The organism is Micromonospora sp. CA-111912, from assembly GCF_050948415.1.
Lineage (GTDB): Bacteria > Actinomycetota > Actinomycetes > Mycobacteriales > Micromonosporaceae > Micromonospora.
The window spans coordinates 6,534,560-6,555,069 of the sequence record NZ_CP192007.1; the positions used below are offsets into that span (position 1 = coordinate 6,534,560).

Annotated in this window: 14 protein-coding genes; 6 read left to right on the forward strand and 8 right to left on the reverse strand. The window is 73.8% G+C overall.

Features of this window, described 5'->3' with window-relative positions; translation table 11 throughout:
• The first annotated feature begins 230 nt into the window (after positions 1 to 230).
• A complete protein-coding gene (locus ACQPZO_RS27700; protein ID WP_433344817.1) occupies positions 231 to 1,898 on the forward strand; it encodes a glycoside hydrolase family 10 protein in 1,668 nt (555 codons plus the stop codon).
• 54 nt (positions 1,899 to 1,952) lie between these two features.
• On the opposite strand, the gene ACQPZO_RS27705 is transcribed toward ACQPZO_RS27700, so the two are convergent.
• Both ACQPZO_RS27705 and ACQPZO_RS27710 read right to left on the reverse strand, forming a co-directional pair.
• Positions 1,953 to 4,835: an ATP-binding protein gene (locus ACQPZO_RS27705; RefSeq protein ID WP_433344818.1), complete on the reverse strand. Its 2,883-nt coding sequence runs from the start codon at positions 4,833 to 4,835 to the stop codon at positions 1,953 to 1,955.
• A gap of 214 nt (positions 4,836 to 5,049) precedes the next feature.
• The gene (locus ACQPZO_RS27710) at positions 5,050 to 5,265 is read right to left on the reverse strand and encodes an FmdB family zinc ribbon protein (RefSeq protein ID WP_387014776.1); all 216 of its coding nucleotides are present in this window, start codon (positions 5,263 to 5,265) and stop codon (positions 5,050 to 5,052) included.
• A gap of 37 nt (positions 5,266 to 5,302) precedes the next feature.
• On the opposite strand from ACQPZO_RS27710, the gene ACQPZO_RS27715 reads away from it, so the two are divergent.
• The 3 genes from ACQPZO_RS27715 (at position 5,303) to ACQPZO_RS27725 (ending at position 11,311) form a co-directional block, all read left to right on the forward strand.
• Complete coding sequence (locus ACQPZO_RS27715) at positions 5,303 to 6,823, forward strand: lytic transglycosylase domain-containing protein (RefSeq protein ID WP_433344819.1); 1,521 nt, start codon at positions 5,303 to 5,305, stop codon at positions 6,821 to 6,823.
• 72 nt (positions 6,824 to 6,895) lie between these two features.
• Positions 6,896 to 7,912, forward strand: coding sequence for a GNAT family N-acetyltransferase (locus ACQPZO_RS27720; RefSeq protein WP_433351297.1), 1,017 nt, complete (start codon positions 6,896 to 6,898; stop codon positions 7,910 to 7,912).
• Between the two features lie 123 nt (positions 7,913 to 8,035).
• Positions 8,036 to 11,311, forward strand: coding sequence for a lamin tail domain-containing protein (locus ACQPZO_RS27725; protein ID WP_433344820.1), 3,276 nt, complete (start codon positions 8,036 to 8,038; stop codon positions 11,309 to 11,311).
• A gap of 56 nt (positions 11,312 to 11,367) precedes the next feature.
• On the opposite strand, the gene ACQPZO_RS27730 is transcribed toward ACQPZO_RS27725, so the two are convergent.
• The 6 genes from ACQPZO_RS27730 to ACQPZO_RS27755 all read right to left on the reverse strand — a co-directional run bounded on the left by ACQPZO_RS27730 (position 11,368) and on the right by ACQPZO_RS27755 (position 18,150).
• The gene (locus tag ACQPZO_RS27730; RefSeq protein ID WP_433344821.1) at positions 11,368 to 11,868 is read right to left on the reverse strand and encodes a helix-turn-helix domain-containing protein; all 501 of its coding nucleotides are present in this window, start codon (positions 11,866 to 11,868) and stop codon (positions 11,368 to 11,370) included.
• A 624-nt stretch (positions 11,869 to 12,492) separates the two neighbouring features.
• The gene (hemB, locus tag ACQPZO_RS27735) at positions 12,493 to 13,476 is read right to left on the reverse strand and encodes a porphobilinogen synthase (protein WP_433344822.1); all 984 of its coding nucleotides are present in this window, start codon (positions 13,474 to 13,476) and stop codon (positions 12,493 to 12,495) included.
• A gap of 18 nt (positions 13,477 to 13,494) precedes the next feature.
• Entirely contained in the window at positions 13,495 to 15,075 is a 1,581-nt protein-coding gene (locus ACQPZO_RS27740; protein ID WP_433344823.1) for a uroporphyrinogen-III synthase, read from the reverse strand.
• Complete coding sequence (gene hemC / locus ACQPZO_RS27745) at positions 15,072 to 16,040, reverse strand: hydroxymethylbilane synthase (protein WP_433344824.1); 969 nt, start codon at positions 16,038 to 16,040, stop codon at positions 15,072 to 15,074. Before hemC ends, ACQPZO_RS27740 begins: the two co-directional genes overlap by 4 nt.
• On the reverse strand, positions 16,037 to 17,380 hold the full coding sequence (locus tag ACQPZO_RS27750) for a glutamyl-tRNA reductase (protein ID WP_433344825.1): 1,344 nt from the start codon (positions 17,378 to 17,380) through the stop codon (positions 16,037 to 16,039). Before ACQPZO_RS27750 ends, hemC begins: the two co-directional genes overlap by 4 nt.
• A complete protein-coding gene (locus ACQPZO_RS27755; RefSeq protein ID WP_350887746.1) occupies positions 17,377 to 18,150 on the reverse strand; it encodes a redox-sensing transcriptional repressor Rex in 774 nt (257 codons plus the stop codon). The genes ACQPZO_RS27750 and ACQPZO_RS27755 overlap by 4 nt, the downstream gene beginning before the upstream one ends.
• Positions 18,151 to 18,502: 352 nt before the next feature.
• On the opposite strand from ACQPZO_RS27755, the gene ACQPZO_RS27760 reads away from it, so the two are divergent.
• Both ACQPZO_RS27760 and ACQPZO_RS27765 read left to right on the forward strand, forming a co-directional pair.
• Positions 18,503 to 19,798, forward strand: a complete 1,296-nt coding sequence (locus tag ACQPZO_RS27760; RefSeq protein WP_433344827.1) for a sensor histidine kinase — start codon at positions 18,503 to 18,505, stop codon at positions 19,796 to 19,798.
• A 47-nt stretch (positions 19,799 to 19,845) separates the two neighbouring features.
• Positions 19,846 to 20,502, forward strand: coding sequence for a response regulator (locus tag ACQPZO_RS27765; protein WP_387016010.1), 657 nt, complete (start codon positions 19,846 to 19,848; stop codon positions 20,500 to 20,502).
• Positions 20,503 to 20,510 lie beyond the last annotated feature (8 nt).

Sequence of the window (20,510 nt, forward strand, 5' to 3'; positions counted from 1 at the left end):
TCCGGCGGGCGGGCGGGTCACGCCCGGGGCGATCGGGTGGCCGGTCGGCGCGGATCTGGCCGGAGGGCTTGCGCCACCCCCACCCGGTGTGAAAATTTCCTACCAGCGACAGATTCCCATCGGCGAATGTTGCCGATGGTGTGTGCCACGCGCAACGGCCGGGGTCGGCCGCGCGGGGTCCGTCGCCACCCGACCCCGTCACGCCGAGCCCCAACGAAGGGACGCACCGGATGAAGGCAACTCGGCTCAGAGCCGCCGGGCTGGCCGTAGCACTGCTCGGGGCGCTCGTCGCCGTCTCCCCCACGGCCGCCAGCGCGGCGGGGACCGACGCGAACGACGCCGCCACCACCACCTCCTGCACCACCGACCCGGCCACCCCGAAGCGACAGTTCCGGGCCATGTGGATCTCGTCGGTGGTCAACATCGACTGGCCGAGCAAGGCGTCCCAGACCTCCCCGGACCGGATCGCCGCTCAGCAGGCGGAGTACCTGGGCCTGCTCGACCTGGCGAAGAAGCTGAACCACAACGCGGTGGTGGTGCAGATCCGGCCCACCGCCGACGCGCTCTGGCCCTCGCCGCACGAGCCGTGGTCGGAGTACCTGACCGGGGTGCGCGGGCAGGACCCGGGCTGGGACCCGCTGGCCTTCCTCGTCGCCGAGTCGCACAAGCGCAACCTGGAGTTCCACGCCTGGTTCAACCCGTACCGGGTCTCCATGCCGGCTCCCGGCGGCGCGGGTGCGGACATCTCGCAGCTCGCCCCGAACCACCCGGCCCGGCAGCACCCGGAGTGGACCTTCGCGTACCCGCCGGCCGGCGTCGCCGGCAGCCGGCTCTACTACAACCCCGGCATTCCCGAGGTCCGCGAGTTCGTCCAGACCGCGATGATGGACGCCGTCAAGCGGTACGACGTCGACGGCGTGCACTTCGACGACTACTTCTACCCGTACCCGAGCGGCGCCCACCAGGTGCCGGACGACGCGACGTTCGCCGAGTTCAACCGGGGCTTCACCGACCGGGCCGAGTGGCGGCGCGACAACATCAACCTGCTGATCCAGGAGATGAGCGCCAAGATCAAGGCGGCGAAGTCGTGGGTGAAGTTCGGGGCCAGCCCGTTCGGCATCTGGCGGAACAAGTCGGCGGACCCGCTCGGCTCGGACACCACCGGCAGCCAGTCGTACGACATCATCTCCGCCGACAGCCGCAAGTGGGTGAAGGAGGAGTGGATCGACTACATCGTGCCGCAGCTCTACTGGTACATCGGCCAGTACCCGGCCGCCGACTACGCCCGGCTGGTGCCGTGGTGGGCCGAGACGGTGCGCGGCACCCGCGTGCAGCTCTACATCGGGCAGGCCGACTACAAGAGCGGCGACCCGGCGTACGGGGCGTTCTGGCAGAACCCGCGCGAGCTGTCGGACCACCTGACGCTCAACCGGTCGTACCCGGAGGTGCTCGGCAACTCGCACTTCTCCGCCGTACAGGTGCGGGCGAACCGGCTCGGCGCGACCGACATCTACGCCGCCGAGCACTACTCCCGCCCGGCCCTGGTGCCGGCGATGCCGCACCTGGCGGCCAAGCCGCTGCTGCCCCCGGTGGTGACCGGCGCACAGCGGCAGGACGACGGCGTGCGGCTGAGCTGGCGGCAGCTGGCCGACGGCGTGGGCCCGCTCGGTAAGGCGGCCTCGTACGCGATCTACCGGTTCGACGGGAACGGCCTGGTCGGGAAGTGCGGCTTCGCCGACGCGTCCCACCTGGTCGGCACGGTCCGGGCCACCCCCGGCGCGGTGCAGTCCTGGGTGGACGCCACCGCCGAGGCCGGCCAGCGGTACACGTACCACGTGACCGCGCTGGACCGGCTGTACAACGAGAGTTTCGTCAGCCCACCGCGCTTCGTGCGCTGACAGCAGAAGCGAATGCCCCGGGCCGCCTCCAGCGACCCGGGGCATTCGCCTGTCTCAACTGACGTCACCGGCTGCCGGCGGGTGGGCGGCCCGGGTCAGGCGCGTTCCGGGTGGCCCGCCGAGCGGCGGTCCGGTTCGGGAACCGAGTTGGCGCGGTACGACCGGGTCGGCGCTCTGGAACCGGGTCGAGTCCGCGCCCAGGTCGGGGTGCTCCACCGCCAGCGCCAGCGCCGCCGCCTCCTCCAGCCGCAGCTCCCCGCCCTCGCCGTACGCGTCGTCGAAGGCCGCGTCGCCCAGCGTCCGACGCAGCCCCGCCTGCTGCTCCAGCCAGTACGGGCCGCAGATGCCGGGCGTCGACCGCATGCTCGCCCGGATCGCCTGGGCCGCGCCGAAGAGCCGGGCGGCGGTCAGCGGGTCGCCCCCGGCGGCGCACCGCGCCGCGATCGCGTTGAGGGTGTCGCAGGCCCGGCGGTGGAACCCGTGGGTCATCCGGGACCGCAGCGCGACCAGCAGGTGCTCGTGCGCCGCGACCAGGTCACGCCGGGCCAGCGCCACCATGCCGAGCAGCATGTCGACCGACCGGCGTCCCCGGTCGGCCGGGCGGGCCGCCTCGACCGGGCGGGCCGCGCCGAGCAGTTCCGCCGCCTCCGCCAGGGCGCCGCGCCGCCAGAGCAACTCGGCGAGGCTGAACACGGCGAGCAGCGCGTCGGGGACGACGTCCTGCTCGTGCGCCCAGTCGATGACCTCCCGGCAGACCCGCTCGGCCTCGGCGAACTGTCCCAGGTCGACCAGCGGCCCGGCCCGCCCGGCCAGCACCCGGGCCAGCAGGCCGGCGTCGCCGGCCTGCCGGGCCACCGCCTCGGCCCGCTGGGAGTAGCGCAGCTCCTCGGTGAACTCGCCGTCCGCACCGGCGTGCAGCGAGTGCATGTGGTACGCCGCCGCCAGCTCGTCCTCCGGGACGACCTCCCCGGTTTCGGCCATCCGGCCGTACAGCCGGAACAGCCAGAGCCGCCCTTCCCGGGCCAGCCCACGTTCCCGCCACCACTGGTCCAGCCCACCGGCCAGGCGCAGCCCCGCCCGGGCGCTGCCGCCGGTGGCACACCAGCGCAGGGCGGCCCGCAGTTCGCCGGCGAGCGGGTCCAGGGCGTACAGGGAGAGGGTGACCCGCCGGCCGTCCGGGCCGAGGTGCGCCCGCCGCAGCGCGTGCGTCGACCACGCGAGGTGCCGGTCCCGGGCGGCCCGCTCCTCCCCGGCCTGCACCAGTCGGCGCGCCGCGTACGCCCGGATCGGGTCGAGCATCCGGTAGGTGCCGCCCGCGGCGTGCGGCTCGGCCTGGATCATCGACTTGTCGACCAGCACCGACAGCGGGTCGAGCGGGTCGTCGTCGAGCAGCCACTCCACGGTCGGCAGGTCCACCGGCCCGGCGAAGACCGCGAGCCAGCGCAGCAGCCGGGCCGCCCGGGGCCCGAGCGTCCGGTACGACCAGGTGACGGTGGCCTGCATGGTGAGGTGCCGCTCCCGGGCCGAGCGCCGCATCGCCCGGACTGCCGGGGTGGGCGGCGCATTGCCCCGGGACGCCGCCACCAGGTCGACGGTGTCCTGCTGGTTGCCCGTCCAGCCGGGCTCGGGCCGGGGCGGGCCGAGGTCGTCCCGGCCGGCGTCCAGGGTGCCCAGCACGTCGTCCAGGCGCTCGGCGAGCTGCCCCACGGAGAGCACCCGCAGCCGGGCGGCGGCCAGCTCGATGGCGAGCGGGAGACCGTCCAGTCGCTGCACCACCCGCCGCAGGTCCGCCGCCTCGGCCGGAGCCGGCTGCCGCCCGCCCCGCGCCGCCACCGTGCGGTCCAGCAGCAGCGCCACCGCATCGCTCTCCGCGCCGTCGGGCCGGGGCTCCACGGACAGCGGCGGGATCCGCCACACCACCTCGCCGGGCAGGCCGAACGACTCGCGACTGGTGGCGAGCACCCGGGTCCCGCCCCCGCCGGCGAGCAGCCGGGAGATCAACTCAGCCGAGGCGGACGGCTGGGCGTCGCAGGTGTCGAGCAGGACCAGCATCTGACGGGCTGCGGCGTACTCGACGAGGGTGTCCACCATCGGGCGGCCGGGCTCCGGACGCAGCCCGAGCACGGCGGCGACCGCGAACGCCACCAGCCCGGGGTCGGTCACCGCGGCGATGTCGACGAACCAGACCCCGTCCGGGTGGTCCTCCACCATCCCGGTGGCCAGCTCGACGGCGAGCCGGGTCTTGCCCGCCCCGCCCGCGCCGAGCACCGTGACCAGCCGGTGCCGCTCGACCAGGCGGCGCAGCTCGGCCCGTTCGGGCTCCCGGCCGATGAACGAGGTGACCTGGGTCGGCAGGTTGTGCGCCACCGCGTCGGCGGTGCGCGGCCGGGGGAACTGCCGCTCCAGGCCGGGCGCGACGAGTTGGAACAGTCGTTCCCGGTCGTCGAAGCCGCGCAGCCGGTACAGCCCGAGGTCGATGAGGGACGCGCCCGCCGGCAGCGGGTCGGCGTACCGGGCGGTGGACCCCGAGCAGAGCACCTGCCCGCCGTGTGCGGCGGCGGCGACCCGGGCGGCCCGGTGCACCTCGGCGCTGGCGTACTCGCCGTCGCGCGGCTCGGCCCAGCCCGTGTGCAGGCCCATCCGGACCCGGGGCGCGGCCTCGGGTGCCGGCCAGTCGTGGGTGGACAACGCGCGCTGTGCGGCGAGGCAGGCGGTGAGCGCCACACCGGCGTCGGGGAACGCGATGAAGAACGAGTCGCCTTCGGTCAGCAGCTCCGCGCCGTCGGTGCCGGCGAGGGTGTGGCGCAGCAGACGGCGGTGTTCCCGCAGCACCGGGCGGTACTCCGGGCCGAGCAGCTGGGCCAGTCGTGTCGAACCCTCGATGTCGGTGAACACGAAGGTCACCCAACCGCTCGGGAGGTGGTTCCCTGGCGACATAAGTCGAACCTCCGCCCCCGTTACGACGGGTTCATGCTGCCCCATGTCCGCGCCGTCACGCATCGTGAGAACGGCCGGGCGGAATCAGACCCAAGGTTCCATCGAGGGCCGCAACCGGCAGGTCGGGCGGTACGCCCCGCACGAAGAGCACGACGAGCGTCTGCGCTGCTCCGACGGTGCCGGCGGGCGGAACCGGCGGCCGGAGCGGGCGGGATCAGCAGCCGCAGCCCCCGCCGCAGCAGCCCCCGCCGGAGGGGGCCGGCGCGGACGTGCCGGCGCCGCCCCGACCGGTCACGGCCACCGCGGAGAGCAGCTTGACCGTGTCGTCGTGCCCCTGCGGGCAGGGCGCCGGCTCACCGGCCTGCGCCATCGGACGGTTGATCTCGAATGTGTCGCCGCAAGCGCGACAGCGGAACTCGTACCGGGGCATGGCACAAGAGTACGACCGGTCTGACGGGACGCGGGACATGGGTGATACTCGACGGGTGGTGGACGGCGAGGACAAGTCGACGGTTCGACCCCTGCGGCCGGCCGCGCCGCCCGAGGACCCGGGCGGGCGCCCGGCGGGCGGCTGGCTGCCGCGCCCCCGCCGGCCCTGGCTGCGGTCGACGCCACCAGCCGACGCCGCCCCCCGGCCCGCCGCCCCCCCGCCCGCCGACGCCTCGGGACCGGCGGTCGCCGGCCAGACCGACGCCGCAGCGGTGGTTGGGCCGGAGGCCGGCACGACGGCAACGGCCGCGAGCACGGCCGGACAGAGCGACCCCACCCACCCCGCAGAGAAGCCGGAGCCGAGTCCATCGGCGACGGCCGCCACCACGGCAGCAACGGCCGACGCCGCCGGACCGACGGGGAGAACGGCCGGCCCCGCAGAGGAGACCGACGGCACCGAGGTGGCCGACAGCACCTCGAAGGCCGACGCCGACGGGAAAGCCGCCGGGACCGGCAAGGCCGACGCGGACCAGAAGGCCGCCGGGAGCAACAAAGGCGAGAAGGCCGAGAAGGCCGACGCGACGGTCGCGGCCGGAGACGGGCGGGCGAGGAGGTCCCGGCGTCGGGTGCCGTTCGCCCACGCCGTACGCATGCCTCCGCCCCGGCAGGCGGCCCTCGCCGCCGCCCGGGCCACCCGGGCCTGGTCCCGGCGTCCGAGCGGCCGGCTCACCCTGCCCGGGCTGTTCCTGCTCGCCCTGGTCGGGGCGACCGCCGCGGCCGGCGCGCTGCTGGTGCCGGCGACCGCGCCGGAGTCCCGTCCGGTCGCGGTCGACGCGACCGCCTCCACCCCGGGGGGCGGCACGGCGGCGCCACCGGGCGGGGTGGTGCCCGGCGTCACCGGCACCGAGCTGCCGCCCGGCGCGACGGCGCTGCCCGGCGCGACCCCGGGCCCGGGCGGCCTGCCGGGCGGGCCGGTGGTCACCGGCCGGCCCGCCGACGCGCTCGCCGGGTGGGCGCAACAGACCGGGGCGAAGGCCGGCATCTCGCCGGTGGCCGTACAGGCGTACGGCTACGCCGAGCTGATCCTCGCGCAGAGCAACCCCGGCTGCCGGCTGAGCTGGACCACGCTCGCCGCCATCGGGTACGTCGAGTCGCGGCACGGCCAGGCCAACGGCGCCAGCCTCGGCACGGACGGGCGGGCGCTCCCGGAGATCATCGGCGACCCGCTCGACGGCAACGGCGGCCGGTCGAAGATCCTGGACACCGACCGGGGGCTCTACGACCGGGACACCGTCTACGACCGGGCGATCGGGCCGATGCAGTTCATCCCGACCACCTGGCAGGAGATCGGCGCGGACGCGGACAACGACGGCCGCAAGGACCCGCACGACCTCGACGACGCCGCCCTGGCCGCCGGCAACTACCTGTGCAAGGGCGGCCGGAATCTCACCGTCCCGGGCGACTGGTGGGGGTCCATCCTGTCGTACAACGACGTACGCCGGTACGCCCAGGACGTCTTCGACAAGGCCAACGAGTACGGGTTGGCCAGTCGCACGTGACGTGATCACCCGCATACATTGGCGAACTGGACACTTCCGTCACGCTGCCGTTAGCGGCAAGCTAGACGTGTGATGGTGCGCGAGTGGGATCCCCGGACCGCGTCGTCCGCCGAAATCGCGTCGCTGCTGGACACGCTGAACGCGGTGCTGGCGGCCGACCTCCCGGAGGATCCGCCGTGGCAGGAGAGTTCCCTGCGGGAGTACCTCTCCGAGGTGATGCCCGGCGAGCGGCGGATCTCCTGGGTGGTCCAGTCCGAGCCGACCGCCGGGGGCGGGCCCGGCGCGATGCTCGGCCACGTCCACGTGTTGCTGCTCGGCGACATCGGCGTGCTGGAGGTGCTGGTACACCCGACGGCGCGCCGCACCGGCCTGGGCCGGGATCTGGTCCGGCTGGTCGCCCACCGGGTCTACCAGGAGGGGTTCCGGTCGATCGGGGTCGAGGTGGTCGGCGAGACCCCGGCGGTGGCGTTCTACGAGGCGCTCGGTTTCTCCCGGGAGTACGTGGAGACCCGCAGTGTGCTGGACCTGTCCGCGGTGGACTGGACGGCGCTGGCCGAGATGGCCACCGCCGTCGGTACGGGGTACCGGCTGGAGTTCTGCCCCGGCGGCCCGCCCGACGACCTGATCGACGCGTACGCGCGGGCCAAGGCCGAGGTGCGCGACGTGGACGACGGGGAGCTGCGCCCCAGCTCGTACGACCCGCAGCGGCTGCGGGACAGCCTGGACACGCTGCACCGGCGAGGGATGAAGCCGTACATCGTGCTCGCCATCCACGAGCGCACCGGCGAGGTGGCCGGGCTGACCGAGGTGGTGGTGCCGGCGCAGCACCCGACCCGCGCCGACCAGTACGACACGATCGTGGCGCAGGACCACCGGGGCTACGGCATCGATCGGGCGATCAAGGCGCGGATGCTGCTGGAGCTGCGCTCGGCCGAGCCGGAGCTGGCCGAGGTGCAGACCTGGAACGCGCAGGCCAACGAGGCGATGCTCAAGGTCAACGCCGAGCTGGGGTACCGCTCCGACCGGGAGTGGTGCGAGTACAGCGTGGACGTGGCCGAGCTGGTGCACCACCTCGACCCGGCCCGCTGACCCGACGACCCGGCACGGAAGGGCGTGGGTCGGGTATCCACCAATGCGCCCTCGGGGGATGGACGGCGGACAGCGCCGCACCTTAACGTTCGTTGGTTCCCGACCATCCATCGTGGAGGCCCCATGCGCACGCGCCGCAGATACGCCGCGCTAGCGACCGCCGCTGCCGTCACCATCCCGGTCATCGGCATCGCACCCCCCGCGGCCAGCGCCGCGCCCACCGACCTGTTCATCTCCGAGTACGTCGAAGGCTCGTCGAACAACAAGGCGATCGAGCTGTACAACGGTACCGGCGCCCCTGTCGACCTCGCCGGCGGCGGCTACCAGCTCCAGCTCCACTTCAACGGCAGCACCACGGCGACCACCCTCGCGCTGACCGGCACCGTGGCCCCGGGCGACACGTTCGTGTTCGCCGCCGCCTCCGCCGTCCCGGCGATCCTCGCCCAGGCCGACCAGACCACCACCGCGAGCCTGTTCAACGGCGACGACGCGATCGTGCTGCGCAGGGGCGACGCCGTGGTCGACTCGATCGGCCAGGTCGGCGTCGATCCGGGCACCGAGTGGGGCACCGGCCTCACCAGCACCGCCGACAACACGCTGCGCCGGCTGCCCACGGTGACCTCCGGCGACACCGACCCGTCGGACGCGTTCGCCCCGGCCGCCCAGTGGGCCGGCTTCGCCACCGACACCTTCGACGGGCTCGGCTCCCACACCGTCGACGGGGGCGGCCCCGTCGACCAGCCCGCCACCGTCACCTGCGGGGGCGCGCTGACCACGGCGGCCGGCACCCCCGCGAGTCGCGAGGTCACCGCCACCGACCCTGACGACACGATCGTCGACCTGGCGGTCACCTCGGTCAGCCCGGCCCCGGTCACCGGCTCGATCACCCGGACCGGGTTCACCCCGGCCGACGCCGTCGGCGGCACCGCCCGCGCCACCGTCGCCACCAGCGCCGACCTGGCCGCCGGGGCGTACACGGTGAACCTGACCGCCACCGACGCCGACGGCGGCACCGCCACCTGCGAGCTGGCCGTGACCGTGACCCGGGAGCTGACCGTCGGCGAGGTGCAGGGCCCGACCACCGACGCCGAGTCCGGCCCGGCCGACCGGTCGCCGCTCGCGCCGGCCTCCGGCAACGGCACCAGCAGCAGCCTGTACGACGTCCGGGGCGTGATCACCCAGCTCACCCTGGCCCGCACCTCGGCCGGGGTGGAGCAGCGCGGCTTCTTCCTGCAGAGCCGTACCGACGCCTCCGACTCCGACCCGACGTCCTCGGACGGCGTCTTCGTCTTCATGGGCTCGTTCACCTCGCTGCTCGGCGGCTACGTGCCGACCGTCGGCGACGAGGTGGTGCTCCGGGCCCGGGTGTCGGAGTACTTCAACTCCACCCAGCTCTCCGGCGCCTCCCTGGTCCGCAGGGTCGCATCGGGGCTGGACGTGAACGCCGTCGTCACGGTCGACGACGCGGTGCCCCCGGCCGACACAACCGCCGCGCAGCGGTTCTGGGAGCGGCACGAGGGCGCCCGGCTGCGGGTCCGCGCCGGCAGCGGCGCGGTGAGCGGGCGGGGCGTCTTCCTGTCCACGGCCGACGCCGAGACCTGGCTGGTCGACCGGGACGACCCGCTGCTGGACCGCGCCGACCAGTACGCCCGCCGGGTGTTCCGGGACGCACACCCGCTGGACAACGACCCGACCCGGCGCTTCGACGACGGCAACGGCCAGCGGATCATGCTGGGCAGCATGGGCGTCAAGGGCACCGCCGGGGACAGCACCGCGATCCTGCCGCCGTCGAGGACCTTCGACACCCTCGGCGAGGACGCGTACGGCGCGATCTACTACTCGTTCGAGAAGTACGGCGTCCAGGTCGAGAAGGCCGTCTTCGCCGCCGGCGCCGACCCGTCGCGGAACAACCCGCCGAAGCCGGCCGACCGGTCGCAGGAGATCGCGATCGCGACGTACAACGTGGAGAACCTGTACGACCACCGGGACGACCCGTTCGACGGCTGCGACTTCACCGGGAACCCCGGCTGCACCGGGGTCCGCCCGCCGTTCGACTACGTGCCGGCCAGCGAAGCCGACTACCGGGAGCACCTGGCCTCGCTCGCCGACCAGATCCGCACCGACCTGCACGCGCCGGACTTGATCCTGGTGCAGGAGGCCGAGGACCAGGACATCTGTTCCGTCTCCGGTACGGAGCTGGTCTGCGGGGACACCGACAACGCGGACGGCGCCCCGGACACCCTCCAGGACCTGGCGCTGACCATCGCCGCCGCTGGCGGCCCGGCGTATGCCGCCGCCTACGACCGGACCGGCGCGGACGCCCGGGGCATCACCGCCGGCTTCCTGTACCGCACCGACCGGCTGTCGCTGGCGGCGCCGACCGCCGCAGACCCACTGCTCGGCTCCGCGCCGGTGGTGCCGTACCGGTCGGCGGGTCTGCCGTCCAACGCGGACGTGCAGAACCCGAAGGCGCTCAACGCGGTGCTGCCGGCCGACACCGACACCTCGACCGGCAAGGACGGCAACAACGTCTACACCCGGGCCCCGCAGCTCGGCAAGTTCCTGGTCCGGGCAACCCCCGGCGGCGCCGAGGGATACCACCTGTGGGCGCTGAGCAACCACTTCTCGTCCGGGCCGGACAGCCGGGTCGGGCAGCGCGCCGAGCAGGCCGCGTACGGTGCCGCGCTCGTCACCGCGATCTACAATTCGGACCGGAACTCCCGGGTGGTCTACGGGGGCGACCTGAACGTCTTCCCCCGCCCGGACGACCCGATCGCCACCGGGGCGGACCCGACCCCGTCGGACCAGCTCGCCTCGCTGTACGACGCGGGCCTGCACAGCCTCTGGGACGACCTGGTCGCCGACGTGCCGTCGTCCGCGTACTCGTACAGCTTCGAGGGGCAGGCGCAGACGCTGGACCACCTGTTCGTCAACGACGCGCTGCGCGACGACCTGGTCCAGGTGCGGGCGGCGCACATCAACGCCGACTGGCCGGCGGAGTTCACCGGGGACGGGTCGCGCGGCTCCAGCGACCACGACCCGCAGGTGGCCCGGTTCCGGTCCCGGGCGTCGCTGAGCGTCGGCGACGCGACGGTGGTCGAGGGCGACAAGGGCACCCGCCCGCTGACGTTCACCGTCACCGTGTCCCGGCCGCTGTCCCAGCCCGTGCTGGTCTGTGCCGCCACGTTCGGCACCACGGCGCAGGCGGGGTCGGACTACGACCCGTACGTCGGCTGCAAGACGCTCGCGGCGGGGCAGACCTCGCTCACCTTCGCGGTGACCGTGCGCGGTGACCGGAAGCGGGAGGCCGACGAGAAGGTGAACCTCCTGGTGGCCGGGGTTCCGGGCCTGCGCCTGGCCGACCCGCTCGCCGTGGGCACCATCACCAACGACGACTGACACTGCTCCGGCCGACGACGGCCCCCGCCCGGGTACCCGCCCGGGCGGGGGCCGTCTCAGTACCGCTCCCGCATGTCCTTCGGCGGTGGCACGTTGCGGTGCTGCGCCACCCTCACCTCCCACTGGCTGCGCCGCCGACGCGCCTCGCGGTCCACCGGACAGCGGTGGAACGTCTCTGGTGGCCGGGCCAGGCCGTAGATGTCGGCCCACCAGTCACCCGGCTCGGGGTCGAGAATGGTGTCCAGGTGGGACGGGTAGCGTCGCCCCGCACCGTCGCGGGTGTCGTCCCAGTCCGCCATCGGCTGGATCACCCGGCCGTCCTGGTCGACGACGGCGAGGTAAAGGCCGGCCGCGCCGAAGAGTCGTTCCAGCACCGCGAGGCTGGGCGTCATGGCACCGGTCTCCACCCGGCCCACGGTCGACGGCGCCACCTTCGCGAAGCGCGCCATCTGGCGCTGCCCCAGGCCGGCGATGCGCCGAGCCTTGCGCACCAGCCCGGCGATGGGGAACGGCCCGACCGTCGGACCGGTCGTTGGTGGATCAAGTGCGGAAGCCATACCGGGAGCCTGCCGACCCGGCAGACGGTCGACAATCCCTGTGGACAAACCTGTGGACAACTTGCCCTCATCAACGCGTCGCATCCTCGTCGCGGGGCCACCTCTCGACACGCTGGGTAATGAAAGTCAGTCGAGCCAGCAAACCACTATGCGTTACACCAGCCCGCCCCTCCGACACCCCCCGCACGTACTTTGCTCTGCTGCCATCCAGGCAACACCAGCTGCGAACAGGATCAATGTCGAATTGGCCACGAGGGCCTCTGGGCGCGAGCATGGACCCTGAGTAACTGTTGCCTCCGCTGCAGCAGAGCAAAGGAACTGAGGAGGGGTGGGCGGAGATTAGTCAGGTAACGCGGAGTGGCGGATTGGGAACTGAAGGGCCCGCTCGGCGCCTGCGGCGATCAGGCGAGGGGCGGTGCAACCGCGCGCCATCGGCATCGCCATCGGTATCGGCGACACCGCCGCGCTCATCGTGTGCCAGCACCCGCCGGTCGGGGTGCGCGATCCAATCCCTGCCCGGCTCCAGCGCCCGGACCGCTTCGCCGCGCTGCTGGGCCGTCAACCCTCAGGCGTCAGGCACGCGCACAATGCCGCCGCGTCGTCCTCGCCGGCCGGCGGCGCGGCTCAGTACCGCCGGTGGAGCAGGGTGGCGGCCTCGACCGCCCAGTAGGTGAGGATGATCTGGGCGCCGGCCCGGCGGATCGAGGTGAGCGTCTCCAGCATCACCCGCTCCCGGTCGATCCAGCCGTTCGCGGCGGCGGCCTCGACCATCGCGTACTCGCCGGAGACCTGGTAGGCGGCGACCGGGACGTCCACGGCGGCCCGGACCGCCGCCACCACGTCGAGGTAGGGCAGGGCCGGCTTGACCATCACCAGGTCCGCACCCTCGGCGACGTCCAGCGCGACCTCGCGCAGGGACTCCCGCAGGTTCGCCGGGTCCTGCTGGTAGGTGCGTCGGTCGCCGTCGAGGGCCGACTCCACGGCGTCGCGGAACGGGCCGTAGAAGGCGGAGGCGTACTTCGCCGCGTACGCGAGCACGGCGACGTCGGTGTGCCCGGCGACGTCCAGGGCCCGGCGGACCACGCCGACCTGGCCATCCATCATCCCGGACGGCCCGACCATCCCGACCCCGGCGTCGGCCTGGGCCACCGCCATCTCGGCGTACGCGGCGAGGGTGGCGTCGTTGTCCACCGCGCCGTCTCCGGTGAGCAGCCCGCAGTGCCCGTGCGAGGTGAACTCGTCCAGGCACAGGTCGCTCATCACCACGGTCGCGTCGCCCACTTCGGCGACCACGTCCCGGATGGCGACGTTGAGGATGCCCGCCGGGTCGACGCCGCCCGAGCCGCGCTCGTCACGCGACGCGGGCACGCCGAACAGCATGATCCCGCCCACGCCGGCCTGGACCGCCTCGGCCGCCGCCTTGCGCAGCGAGTCTCGGGAGTGCTGGAGCACCCCCGGCAGCGAAGCGATCTGCCGCGGCTCGGTCAGCCCCTCCTTGACGAACATCGGCACGACCAGCTCGGCCGGGTCGACGCGGGTCTCGGAGACCAGCCGCCGCACGGCTGCGGTGCGACGCAGCCGGCGGGGCCGGATCTCGGGGTACGACATGAGGGGCCTCCCTGGCGACTAGCGGAACCTCAGGGCCGTCGGCCCCTGCACCTTCGAGCCGCGGCGCTGCTTGGCCGGCATGGCGGCGAGCTTCTCTCGCAGCTCGACGGCGTAGGCGGCGAGCGCCTCGACCAGGTCGGGCACCGAGGCGTGCTGCGGCTGCACATCGACCCGCAGGCCGAACTCCGTCGCGGTCTCCGCCGTCTTGGGCCCGATGACGGCAACAACGGTACGCGCGTGCGGCTTCCCGGCGATGCCGACCAGGTTCCGGACGGTGGAGGACGAGGTGAACAGCACCGCGTCGAATCCGCCCGACTTGATCGCGTCCCGGATCTCGGCGGGCGGCGGGGCGGCCCGTACCGTCCGGTACGCGGTCACGTCGTCGACCTCCCAGCCGCGCTCGGTGAGCCCGGCGGCGAGCGTCTCGGTGGCGATGTCGGCGCGCGGCAGCAGCACCCGGCCCACCGGGTCGAGGATCTCGTCGTGCGGCGAGAACTCGGCCAGCAGCCCATCGGAGGACTGCTCCCCTGCGGGGACCAGCTCCGGCTGGATGCCGAACGCGCGGACCGCGTCGGCGGTGGCCTCGCCGATACAGGCGATCTTGACCCCGCCGAAGTGCCGGGCGTCCAGCCCGTGCTCGGCGAACTTCTCCCAGACCGCCCGGACGGCGTTCACCGAGGTGAAGATCACCCAGGCGTACCGGCCGTCGACCAGGCCCTTGACCGCCCGCTCCATCTGGGCGGGGGTGCGCGGCGGCTCGACCGCGATCGTCGGCACCTCGCACGGGATCGCCCCGTACGCGCGCAGCCGGGCACTCATCGCGCCGGCCTGCTCCTTGGTCCGGGGGACGAGCACCTTCCAGCCGTACAGCGGCCGGTTCTCCCACCAGCTCAACTTGTCCCGCTGGCCAACGCCCTCTCCGACGGTGAGCACCACCCGGCCGGTGAAGCCGAGCGCCGCCGCGACGAACGAGTCGACGGTCGACGTGGTCGTGTACTGGGTGTCCCCGGTGCCGTCGCCGGTCACCCCGACGCCGGTGGTGCCGTCGATCCCGGCGGCGAGCAGGCCGTCGCGGACCGCGGCCAGGTCGCCGGCGTCCACGGCGAGCGCGAGCGAGCCCCGGCCCAGGGCCGCGGCCAGCGCGTCGAAGTCCAGCGTGGTGACGTCCTCGACGTCGGCGGCGGTGCGGACGCCCGGCAACGGCACGCCCGCGTACGTGGCGACGCCCTCGGCCTGGCCGACGCCCGGGACCACCTCGAAGTGCGCGGCGGTACGTGCGACCGCCTGCACCTCCTTGACCACCGAGTCGTGGCCGAACGGGTCACCGGCGACCAGGTGCACCGCGTTCTGGCCGGAGCGGGCGGCCGAGATCAGCACCTTCGCCACGTCTCCCGGCACGCCCTCCGCCGGGGTGAACTGGGCGTCGGACCGGGCCTGGGCGCGGACGGCGTCGAGCAGCGACTCGGGGACTCCCCGGTCGTACACCACCTGGTCGGCGTCCACCAGGGCGTCGTGCGCCCGGCGGGTAAGCAGGCCCGGGTCGCCGGGACCGGCCCCGACGAACGCGATGCGACCGACGGGCTTACGGGTGCGGGTCATTCTGTGCTCCCAAATTGCTGGGTCCCCGGGCCGGCGTGTCCGTCTAGGCCGAGGATCGAGTCGGCGCCGAGGTCGAGGAGTTCAGCGGCGAGTGCCTTGCCGATCTCCGCCGCGTCGGCGGGCGTTCCGGTGCGGGACAGCCGAAGGTCTCTGGAACCGTCCGGGCTGATCACCGCCCCGCGCAGGTATATCTCCTCGCCGACGTCACCTTCGGCGAGTTCCGCATAGGCGGCCACGGGTGCGCTGCACCCGGCCTCCAGGGTGGCCAGCAACGCCCGTTCCGCGGTGACCGCGGCACGGGACGGTGCGTGGTCGAGCACAGCGAGCAGCTCGACCAGGTCCGGGTCGTCGACCCGGCACTCCACGGCCAGCGCGCCCTGGGCGGGCGCGGGCAGCATGAGCATCGGGTCGAGCGTCTCGGTGATCACGTCGGCCCGGTCGAGCCGGGCCAGCCCCGCCCGGGCGAGGACGACCGCGTCGAGGTCGGCATCCGGGCCGAGGACCCGCGCCAGGCGGCTGTCCACGTTGCCACGGATCGGGGTGACCTCGAACTGGAGCCCGAGCGCGTGCAGCTGGGCGATGCGGCGCAGCGCGCCGGTGCCGATCACCGCGCCGGGCGGCAGCTCGGCGAGGGTACGCCCGCCTGTGGCGACCAGCGCGTCACGCGGGTCCTGCCGGGCCGGCACCGCCGCGATGTGCAGCCCGGGGGCCGCCGCGGTGGGCAGGTCCTTGTAGGAGTGCACCGCGAAGTCGATGGTCCGGGCGGCCAGGGCGTCGCGCAGCGCGGAGACGAACACGCCGACGCCGAGCCGGTGCACGGGGGCGACCGAGCGGTCACCGGCGGTGACCACCTCGACCAGCTCCACCTTTCGGCCGGTCGCTTCGGTGAGCGCGGCCGCGACGTGGCCGGACTGGGCCATCGCCAGCGCGCTGCCCCGGGTGCCGAGGCGCAGGGGTGCGGTCATCTCTCGCCTCCGGGGTATGGGGTGGGGTCGGTGTCGACCACGTCGGGGACGGTGTCGACCGGGGAGGTCTGCGGGACCTGGAGGTCGAACAGCTCGCGCAGCAGCGCGGCGTACTGGTCGCCGCCGGGCTCGGCGGCGAGCTGACGGACCTTCACCGTGGGCTGGTGCAGCAGCCGCTGCACCACCCGGTGCACCGTCCGGGCCACCTCGGCGCGCTGGTCGGCGCTGAGGTCGGGGCGGCGCTGGGCCAGCCGGCGCAGCTCGACGGTCATCACGTCCTCGGCCCGGCTGCGCAGCGCGGCCACGGTCGGGGCGACGTCGGCGCCGCGCAGCCAGGTGAGGAAGGACTCGACCTCACCCACCACGATCCGCTCGACGGCCGCGGCGTCGGCGACAGCCGGCCCGTCGGCCAGGATCGCCGCCATCCGGTCGATGTCGATCACCTCGACGCCGGGCAGGGCGGCCACGCCGGCCTCCACGTCGCGCGGGACGGCGAGGTCGAGCAGCACGAGTGCCCCCCGGTCGGGGTCACGGTCGGCGAGCGCCCGGCTGACCACGTCGCGGGTGAGGACCGGTTCGGTCGCCGCCGTAGCGGCCACTACGATGTCCACTGTGGAAAGCACGTCGGTCAGCTCGGCCATGGGTATCGCGCTGGCCCCGTACGACTCGGCCAGCCGCATGGCCCGGTCGGCCCCCCTGTTGGTCACGGTGAGCGGGCCCGCGCCGAGCCGGGACAGGCTCGCAACGCCCAACGCGCCCATCGCACCGGCCCCGACCACCAGGGCCGGGTGCCCGGCCAGTTCGCCGTCTAGCTGCGTGGCGGCCAGACCGAGCGCGGCGCTCACCACGCTCTGGCCGGCCCGGTCGATCCCGGTCTCGGCGTGTGCCCGCTTACCCACCCGCAGCGCCTGCTGCATCAGCTCGTGCAGCAGGCGGCCGGCCGAGTCCGCGCCGGTCGCCCAGTGGTACGCGTCACGGAGCTGGCCGAGGATCTGCGCCTCGCCGACCACCATCGAGTCCAGACCGGCGGCGACCCGGAAGACGTGGTCCACGGCGACGGCGTCGTAGTGCACGTAGAGGTGAGTGGCCAGGCTGCTGGCCGGAGCGCCGGCCTGCTCGGCGAGAACGGCGCAGATGTCGCCGAGCCCGCCGTGGAAGCCGGACACGGCGGCGTAGACCTCCACCCGGTTGCAGGTGGAGACCAGCACCGCCTCGCTCACGTACGGCTGGGCGACCAGGCGGTCCAGGGTGCGGGTGAGGTCGGCGGGGGCGACTGCCAGCTGTTCCAGGGTGGCGACGGGAGCGGTGCGGTAGGACGCGCCGACGACAAGCAGTTTCACGTGCCGATCGCCTCCTGGGGATCGGTGGCCGCGAGCCCGCCGGGCAGGGCGGTGAGGGCGGAGCCGCCGGTGGCGGGCAGCGCGGTCAGAGACGCCTTGCGGTGCTCGTGGAAGGACAGGATCTGGAGCTCGATGGCGAGGTCGACCTTGCGCACGTCGACGCCCTCCGGCACCGAGAGTACGCACGGCGCGAAGTTGAGGATGCTCGTCACGCCGACGGCCACGAGCTGGTCGGCCACCGCCTGGGCGGCGGGCACCGGGGTGGCGATCACGCCGATCGCGATGGACTCCTCGGCGACGACGGCAGGCAGCTCGTCGACGTGCCGCACGACCATCCCGTTGATCTCCTCGCCGACTCGGGACGCGTCCGCGTCGAGCAGCGCGGCGATCCGGAAACCGCGGCTGGCGAAGCCGGCGTAGCCGGCCAGGGCGTGACCGAGATTACCCACCCCGACCAGGGCGACGGCCCGCCGCTGGGTGAGCCCGAGCACGAACTCGATCTGGTCGACCAGCAGGGCGACGTCGTAGCCGACCCCCCGGGTGCCGTACGAGCCGAGGTGGGACAGGTCCTTGCGGAGCTTGGCGGAGTTGACCCCGACAGCGGCGGCCAGGCCCTCGCTGGAGACGGTCTCGTGGCCGGACTCGGCGAGGTTGTGCAGGGCGCGAAGGTACTCGGGAAGCCGCGCGACGGTCGCCTCGGGCAGGTCCGGAAGCGCCGGTACGGCACCGGCGCGGCCGGGCGCGCCAGGGTGACGGTGCTGCTGACTCATGAGACTCCGTGCGGTGCGATCCTCGGCCAGCTCAAGAGGCCGGCCGTATCGGGACTCCCGCTGACGACCGAGATTGCCGGCTGTGCTAGCAGGACGCGTCGGAACTACAGAGTAGGCGCTTGTGAACAGACGCACAAATCGCGATCTTGAAGACCCCCGACCCGCCTCCACCTGCCCCTCCGTTCCACAAGATCGATCCGGCGGCCCCGCACCGCCCCGCCGATTATTGCTCAATCCCGACTTCCCTCACCAATCGCGCGCCGGCCGGGCGGCACCTGGTAGGGCTGCCCCTACAGGGGAGAGGCCGGGCGGCGGGATGGGGCCGGACGGTCCGGCTGCCTAGCCTCGAACCATGACCGCCGCTACCGTCGCCGACCCGCCCGCCACCTCGCCCAGCGTCCCCCGCCAACTCCTGCACGATTCCAACTATGTGCTGCTCGGCCTGCCCCTGGCGCTGGCCAGCTTCGTGGTGTTGCTGGTGGGGCTGGCGCTCGGCCTGGGGCTGGTGGTGACCGTGATCGGCCTGCCGGTCCTCGCCGGCACCCTGTACGTCGCCCGCGGGCTGGCCGACATCGAGCGGCTGCGGTTGACCGCCGTGCTCGGCCAGGCCCGGATCCGGCCGGACTACCGGCAGCCCGAACCCGGGGCGGGCGCCTGGCGGCGGATCTTCATGCCGATCCGGGACGCCCAGTCCTGGCTCGACCTGGCCCACGGCATCCTCAAGCTGATCGTGTCCCTCCTCACCTTCGTGGTGACCGTCGTCTGGTGGGCCGGCACCCTGCTCGGCTGCCTCTACTGGGCGTACGACTGGGCGCTGCCGCAGGGCCCCGACAACCAGGGCCTCAACGAGCTCCTCGGCCTGGGCGACTCCCCCGCCGCCCGGATCGGGCTGAACACCGCGATCGGGGTGTTCTTCCTGATCACCCTGCCGATGGTGGTCCGGGGCTGCGCGCGGCTCCAGGCCGGCTTCGCCCGCGCCCTGCTCACCGGGGTGGCCGAGATGCGCAACCGGATCACGGTGCTGGAGGAGCAGAAGCGGGCCGCCGTCTCCGCCGAGGCCGCCGCGCTGCGCCGGCTGGAGCGGGACATCCACGACGGCCCGCAGCAGCGCCTCGTCCGGCTGGCGATGGACCTGAGCCGGGCCCGCCAGCAGCTCGCCACCGACCCGGAGGCGGCCGGCCGGACCCTGGACGAGGCGGTCACCCAGACCCGCGACACCCTCGCCGAGCTGCGCGCCCTGTCCCGGGGCATCGCCCCGCCGATCCTGGTCGACCGCGGGCTGCCCAGCGCCCTGGCGGCCCTGGCCGGCCGCGGGCTGGTCCCGGTCGAGCTGCGGATCGACCCTCAGCTGGAGGTCCCCGGCGGACGGCTCGACCCGGCAGTGGAGAGCACCGCCTACTTCGTGGTCGCCGAGGCGCTCACCAACGTCGCCAAGCACAGCGGGGCGACGGAGTGCGCGGTCGTGGTGACCCGGCACGAGCGCCGACTGGCCGTCGGCGTGACCGACGACGGCCACGGCGGGGCGCACCTGGCCAAGGGGCACGGCCTGGCCGGGATCGCCGACCGGGTGCGGGCGGCCGGTGGCCGGCTGGACGTGGTCAGCCCGGCCGGCGGCCCGACCGAGGTCCGCGCGGAACTGCCGCTGTGAGCGTCGACGGCCCGGTTCCCTGCCCAGACGTGGTAGACATCAGCATCATGCGGGTGGTCATCGCGGATGACGCCGTGCTGCTCCGGGAGGGGCTGGTGCGGCTGCTCACCGAACAGGGGCACGAGGTGGTGGCTGCCGTCGGCGACGGCGACGCGCTGGTCGAGGCGGTGGTGACCCACCGTCCGGACGTGTCGATCGTCGACGTGCGGATGCCGCCGTCGCACACCGACGAGGGGCTGCGCGCCGCCGTGGAGGCCCGCCGGCTGGTCCCGCGTACGCCGGTCCTGGTGCTCTCCCAGTACGTCGAGGTGTCGTACGCCGACGACCTGCTCGCCACCACCGGCGGGTCCGGCGGCGGCGGGGTGGGTTACCTGCTCAAGGACCGGGTGGCCGACATCGACGAGTTCATGGACGCGCTGGCCCGGGTGGCCGCGGGCGGCACCGTGCTCGACCCGGAGGTGGTGGGCCAGCTGCTGGTCCGCCGTCGGCGCGACGACCCGCTGCGCGAACTGACCCCCCGCGAGCGCGAGGTGCTGTCCCTGATGGCCGAGGGGCACTCCAACACGGCCATCGCCCGCGCACTGGTGGTCACCGACGGGGCGGTGGAGAAGCACGTCCGCAACATCTTCACCAAGCTGGACCTGCCCCCGGACACCACCCAGCACCGCCGCGTCCTGGCCGTGCTGACCTACCTGCGCACCTGACCGACCCC

What these genes read in the sequence shown, in the direction of transcription:
- ACQPZO_RS27700 (WP_433344817.1), top strand. Translation starts at nt 231, where the DNA reads ATGAAGGCAACTCGGCTCAGAGCCGCCGGGCTGGCCGTAGCACTGCTC.
- ACQPZO_RS27705 (WP_433344818.1), bottom strand. Translation starts at nt 4,835, where the DNA reads ATGTCGCCAGGGAACCACCTCCCGAGCGGTTGGGTGACCTTCGTGTTC.
- ACQPZO_RS27710 (WP_387014776.1), bottom strand. Translation starts at nt 5,265, where the DNA reads ATGCCCCGGTACGAGTTCCGCTGTCGCGCTTGCGGCGACACATTCGAG.
- ACQPZO_RS27715 (WP_433344819.1), top strand. Translation starts at nt 5,303, where the DNA reads ATGGGTGATACTCGACGGGTGGTGGACGGCGAGGACAAGTCGACGGTT.
- ACQPZO_RS27720 (WP_433351297.1), top strand. Translation starts at nt 6,896, where the DNA reads ATGGTGCGCGAGTGGGATCCCCGGACCGCGTCGTCCGCCGAAATCGCG.
- ACQPZO_RS27725 (WP_433344820.1), top strand. Translation starts at nt 8,036, where the DNA reads ATGCGCACGCGCCGCAGATACGCCGCGCTAGCGACCGCCGCTGCCGTC.
- ACQPZO_RS27730 (WP_433344821.1), bottom strand. Translation starts at nt 11,868, where the DNA reads ATGGCTTCCGCACTTGATCCACCAACGACCGGTCCGACGGTCGGGCCG.
- hemB (WP_433344822.1), bottom strand. Translation starts at nt 13,476, where the DNA reads ATGTCGTACCCCGAGATCCGGCCCCGCCGGCTGCGTCGCACCGCAGCC.
- ACQPZO_RS27740 (WP_433344823.1), bottom strand. Translation starts at nt 15,075, where the DNA reads ATGACCCGCACCCGTAAGCCCGTCGGTCGCATCGCGTTCGTCGGGGCC.
- hemC (WP_433344824.1), bottom strand. Translation starts at nt 16,040, where the DNA reads ATGACCGCACCCCTGCGCCTCGGCACCCGGGGCAGCGCGCTGGCGATG.
- ACQPZO_RS27755 (WP_350887746.1), bottom strand. Translation starts at nt 18,150, where the DNA reads ATGAGTCAGCAGCACCGTCACCCTGGCGCGCCCGGCCGCGCCGGTGCC.
- ACQPZO_RS27760 (WP_433344827.1), top strand. Translation starts at nt 18,503, where the DNA reads ATGACCGCCGCTACCGTCGCCGACCCGCCCGCCACCTCGCCCAGCGTC.
- ACQPZO_RS27765 (WP_387016010.1), top strand. Translation starts at nt 19,846, where the DNA reads ATGCGGGTGGTCATCGCGGATGACGCCGTGCTGCTCCGGGAGGGGCTG.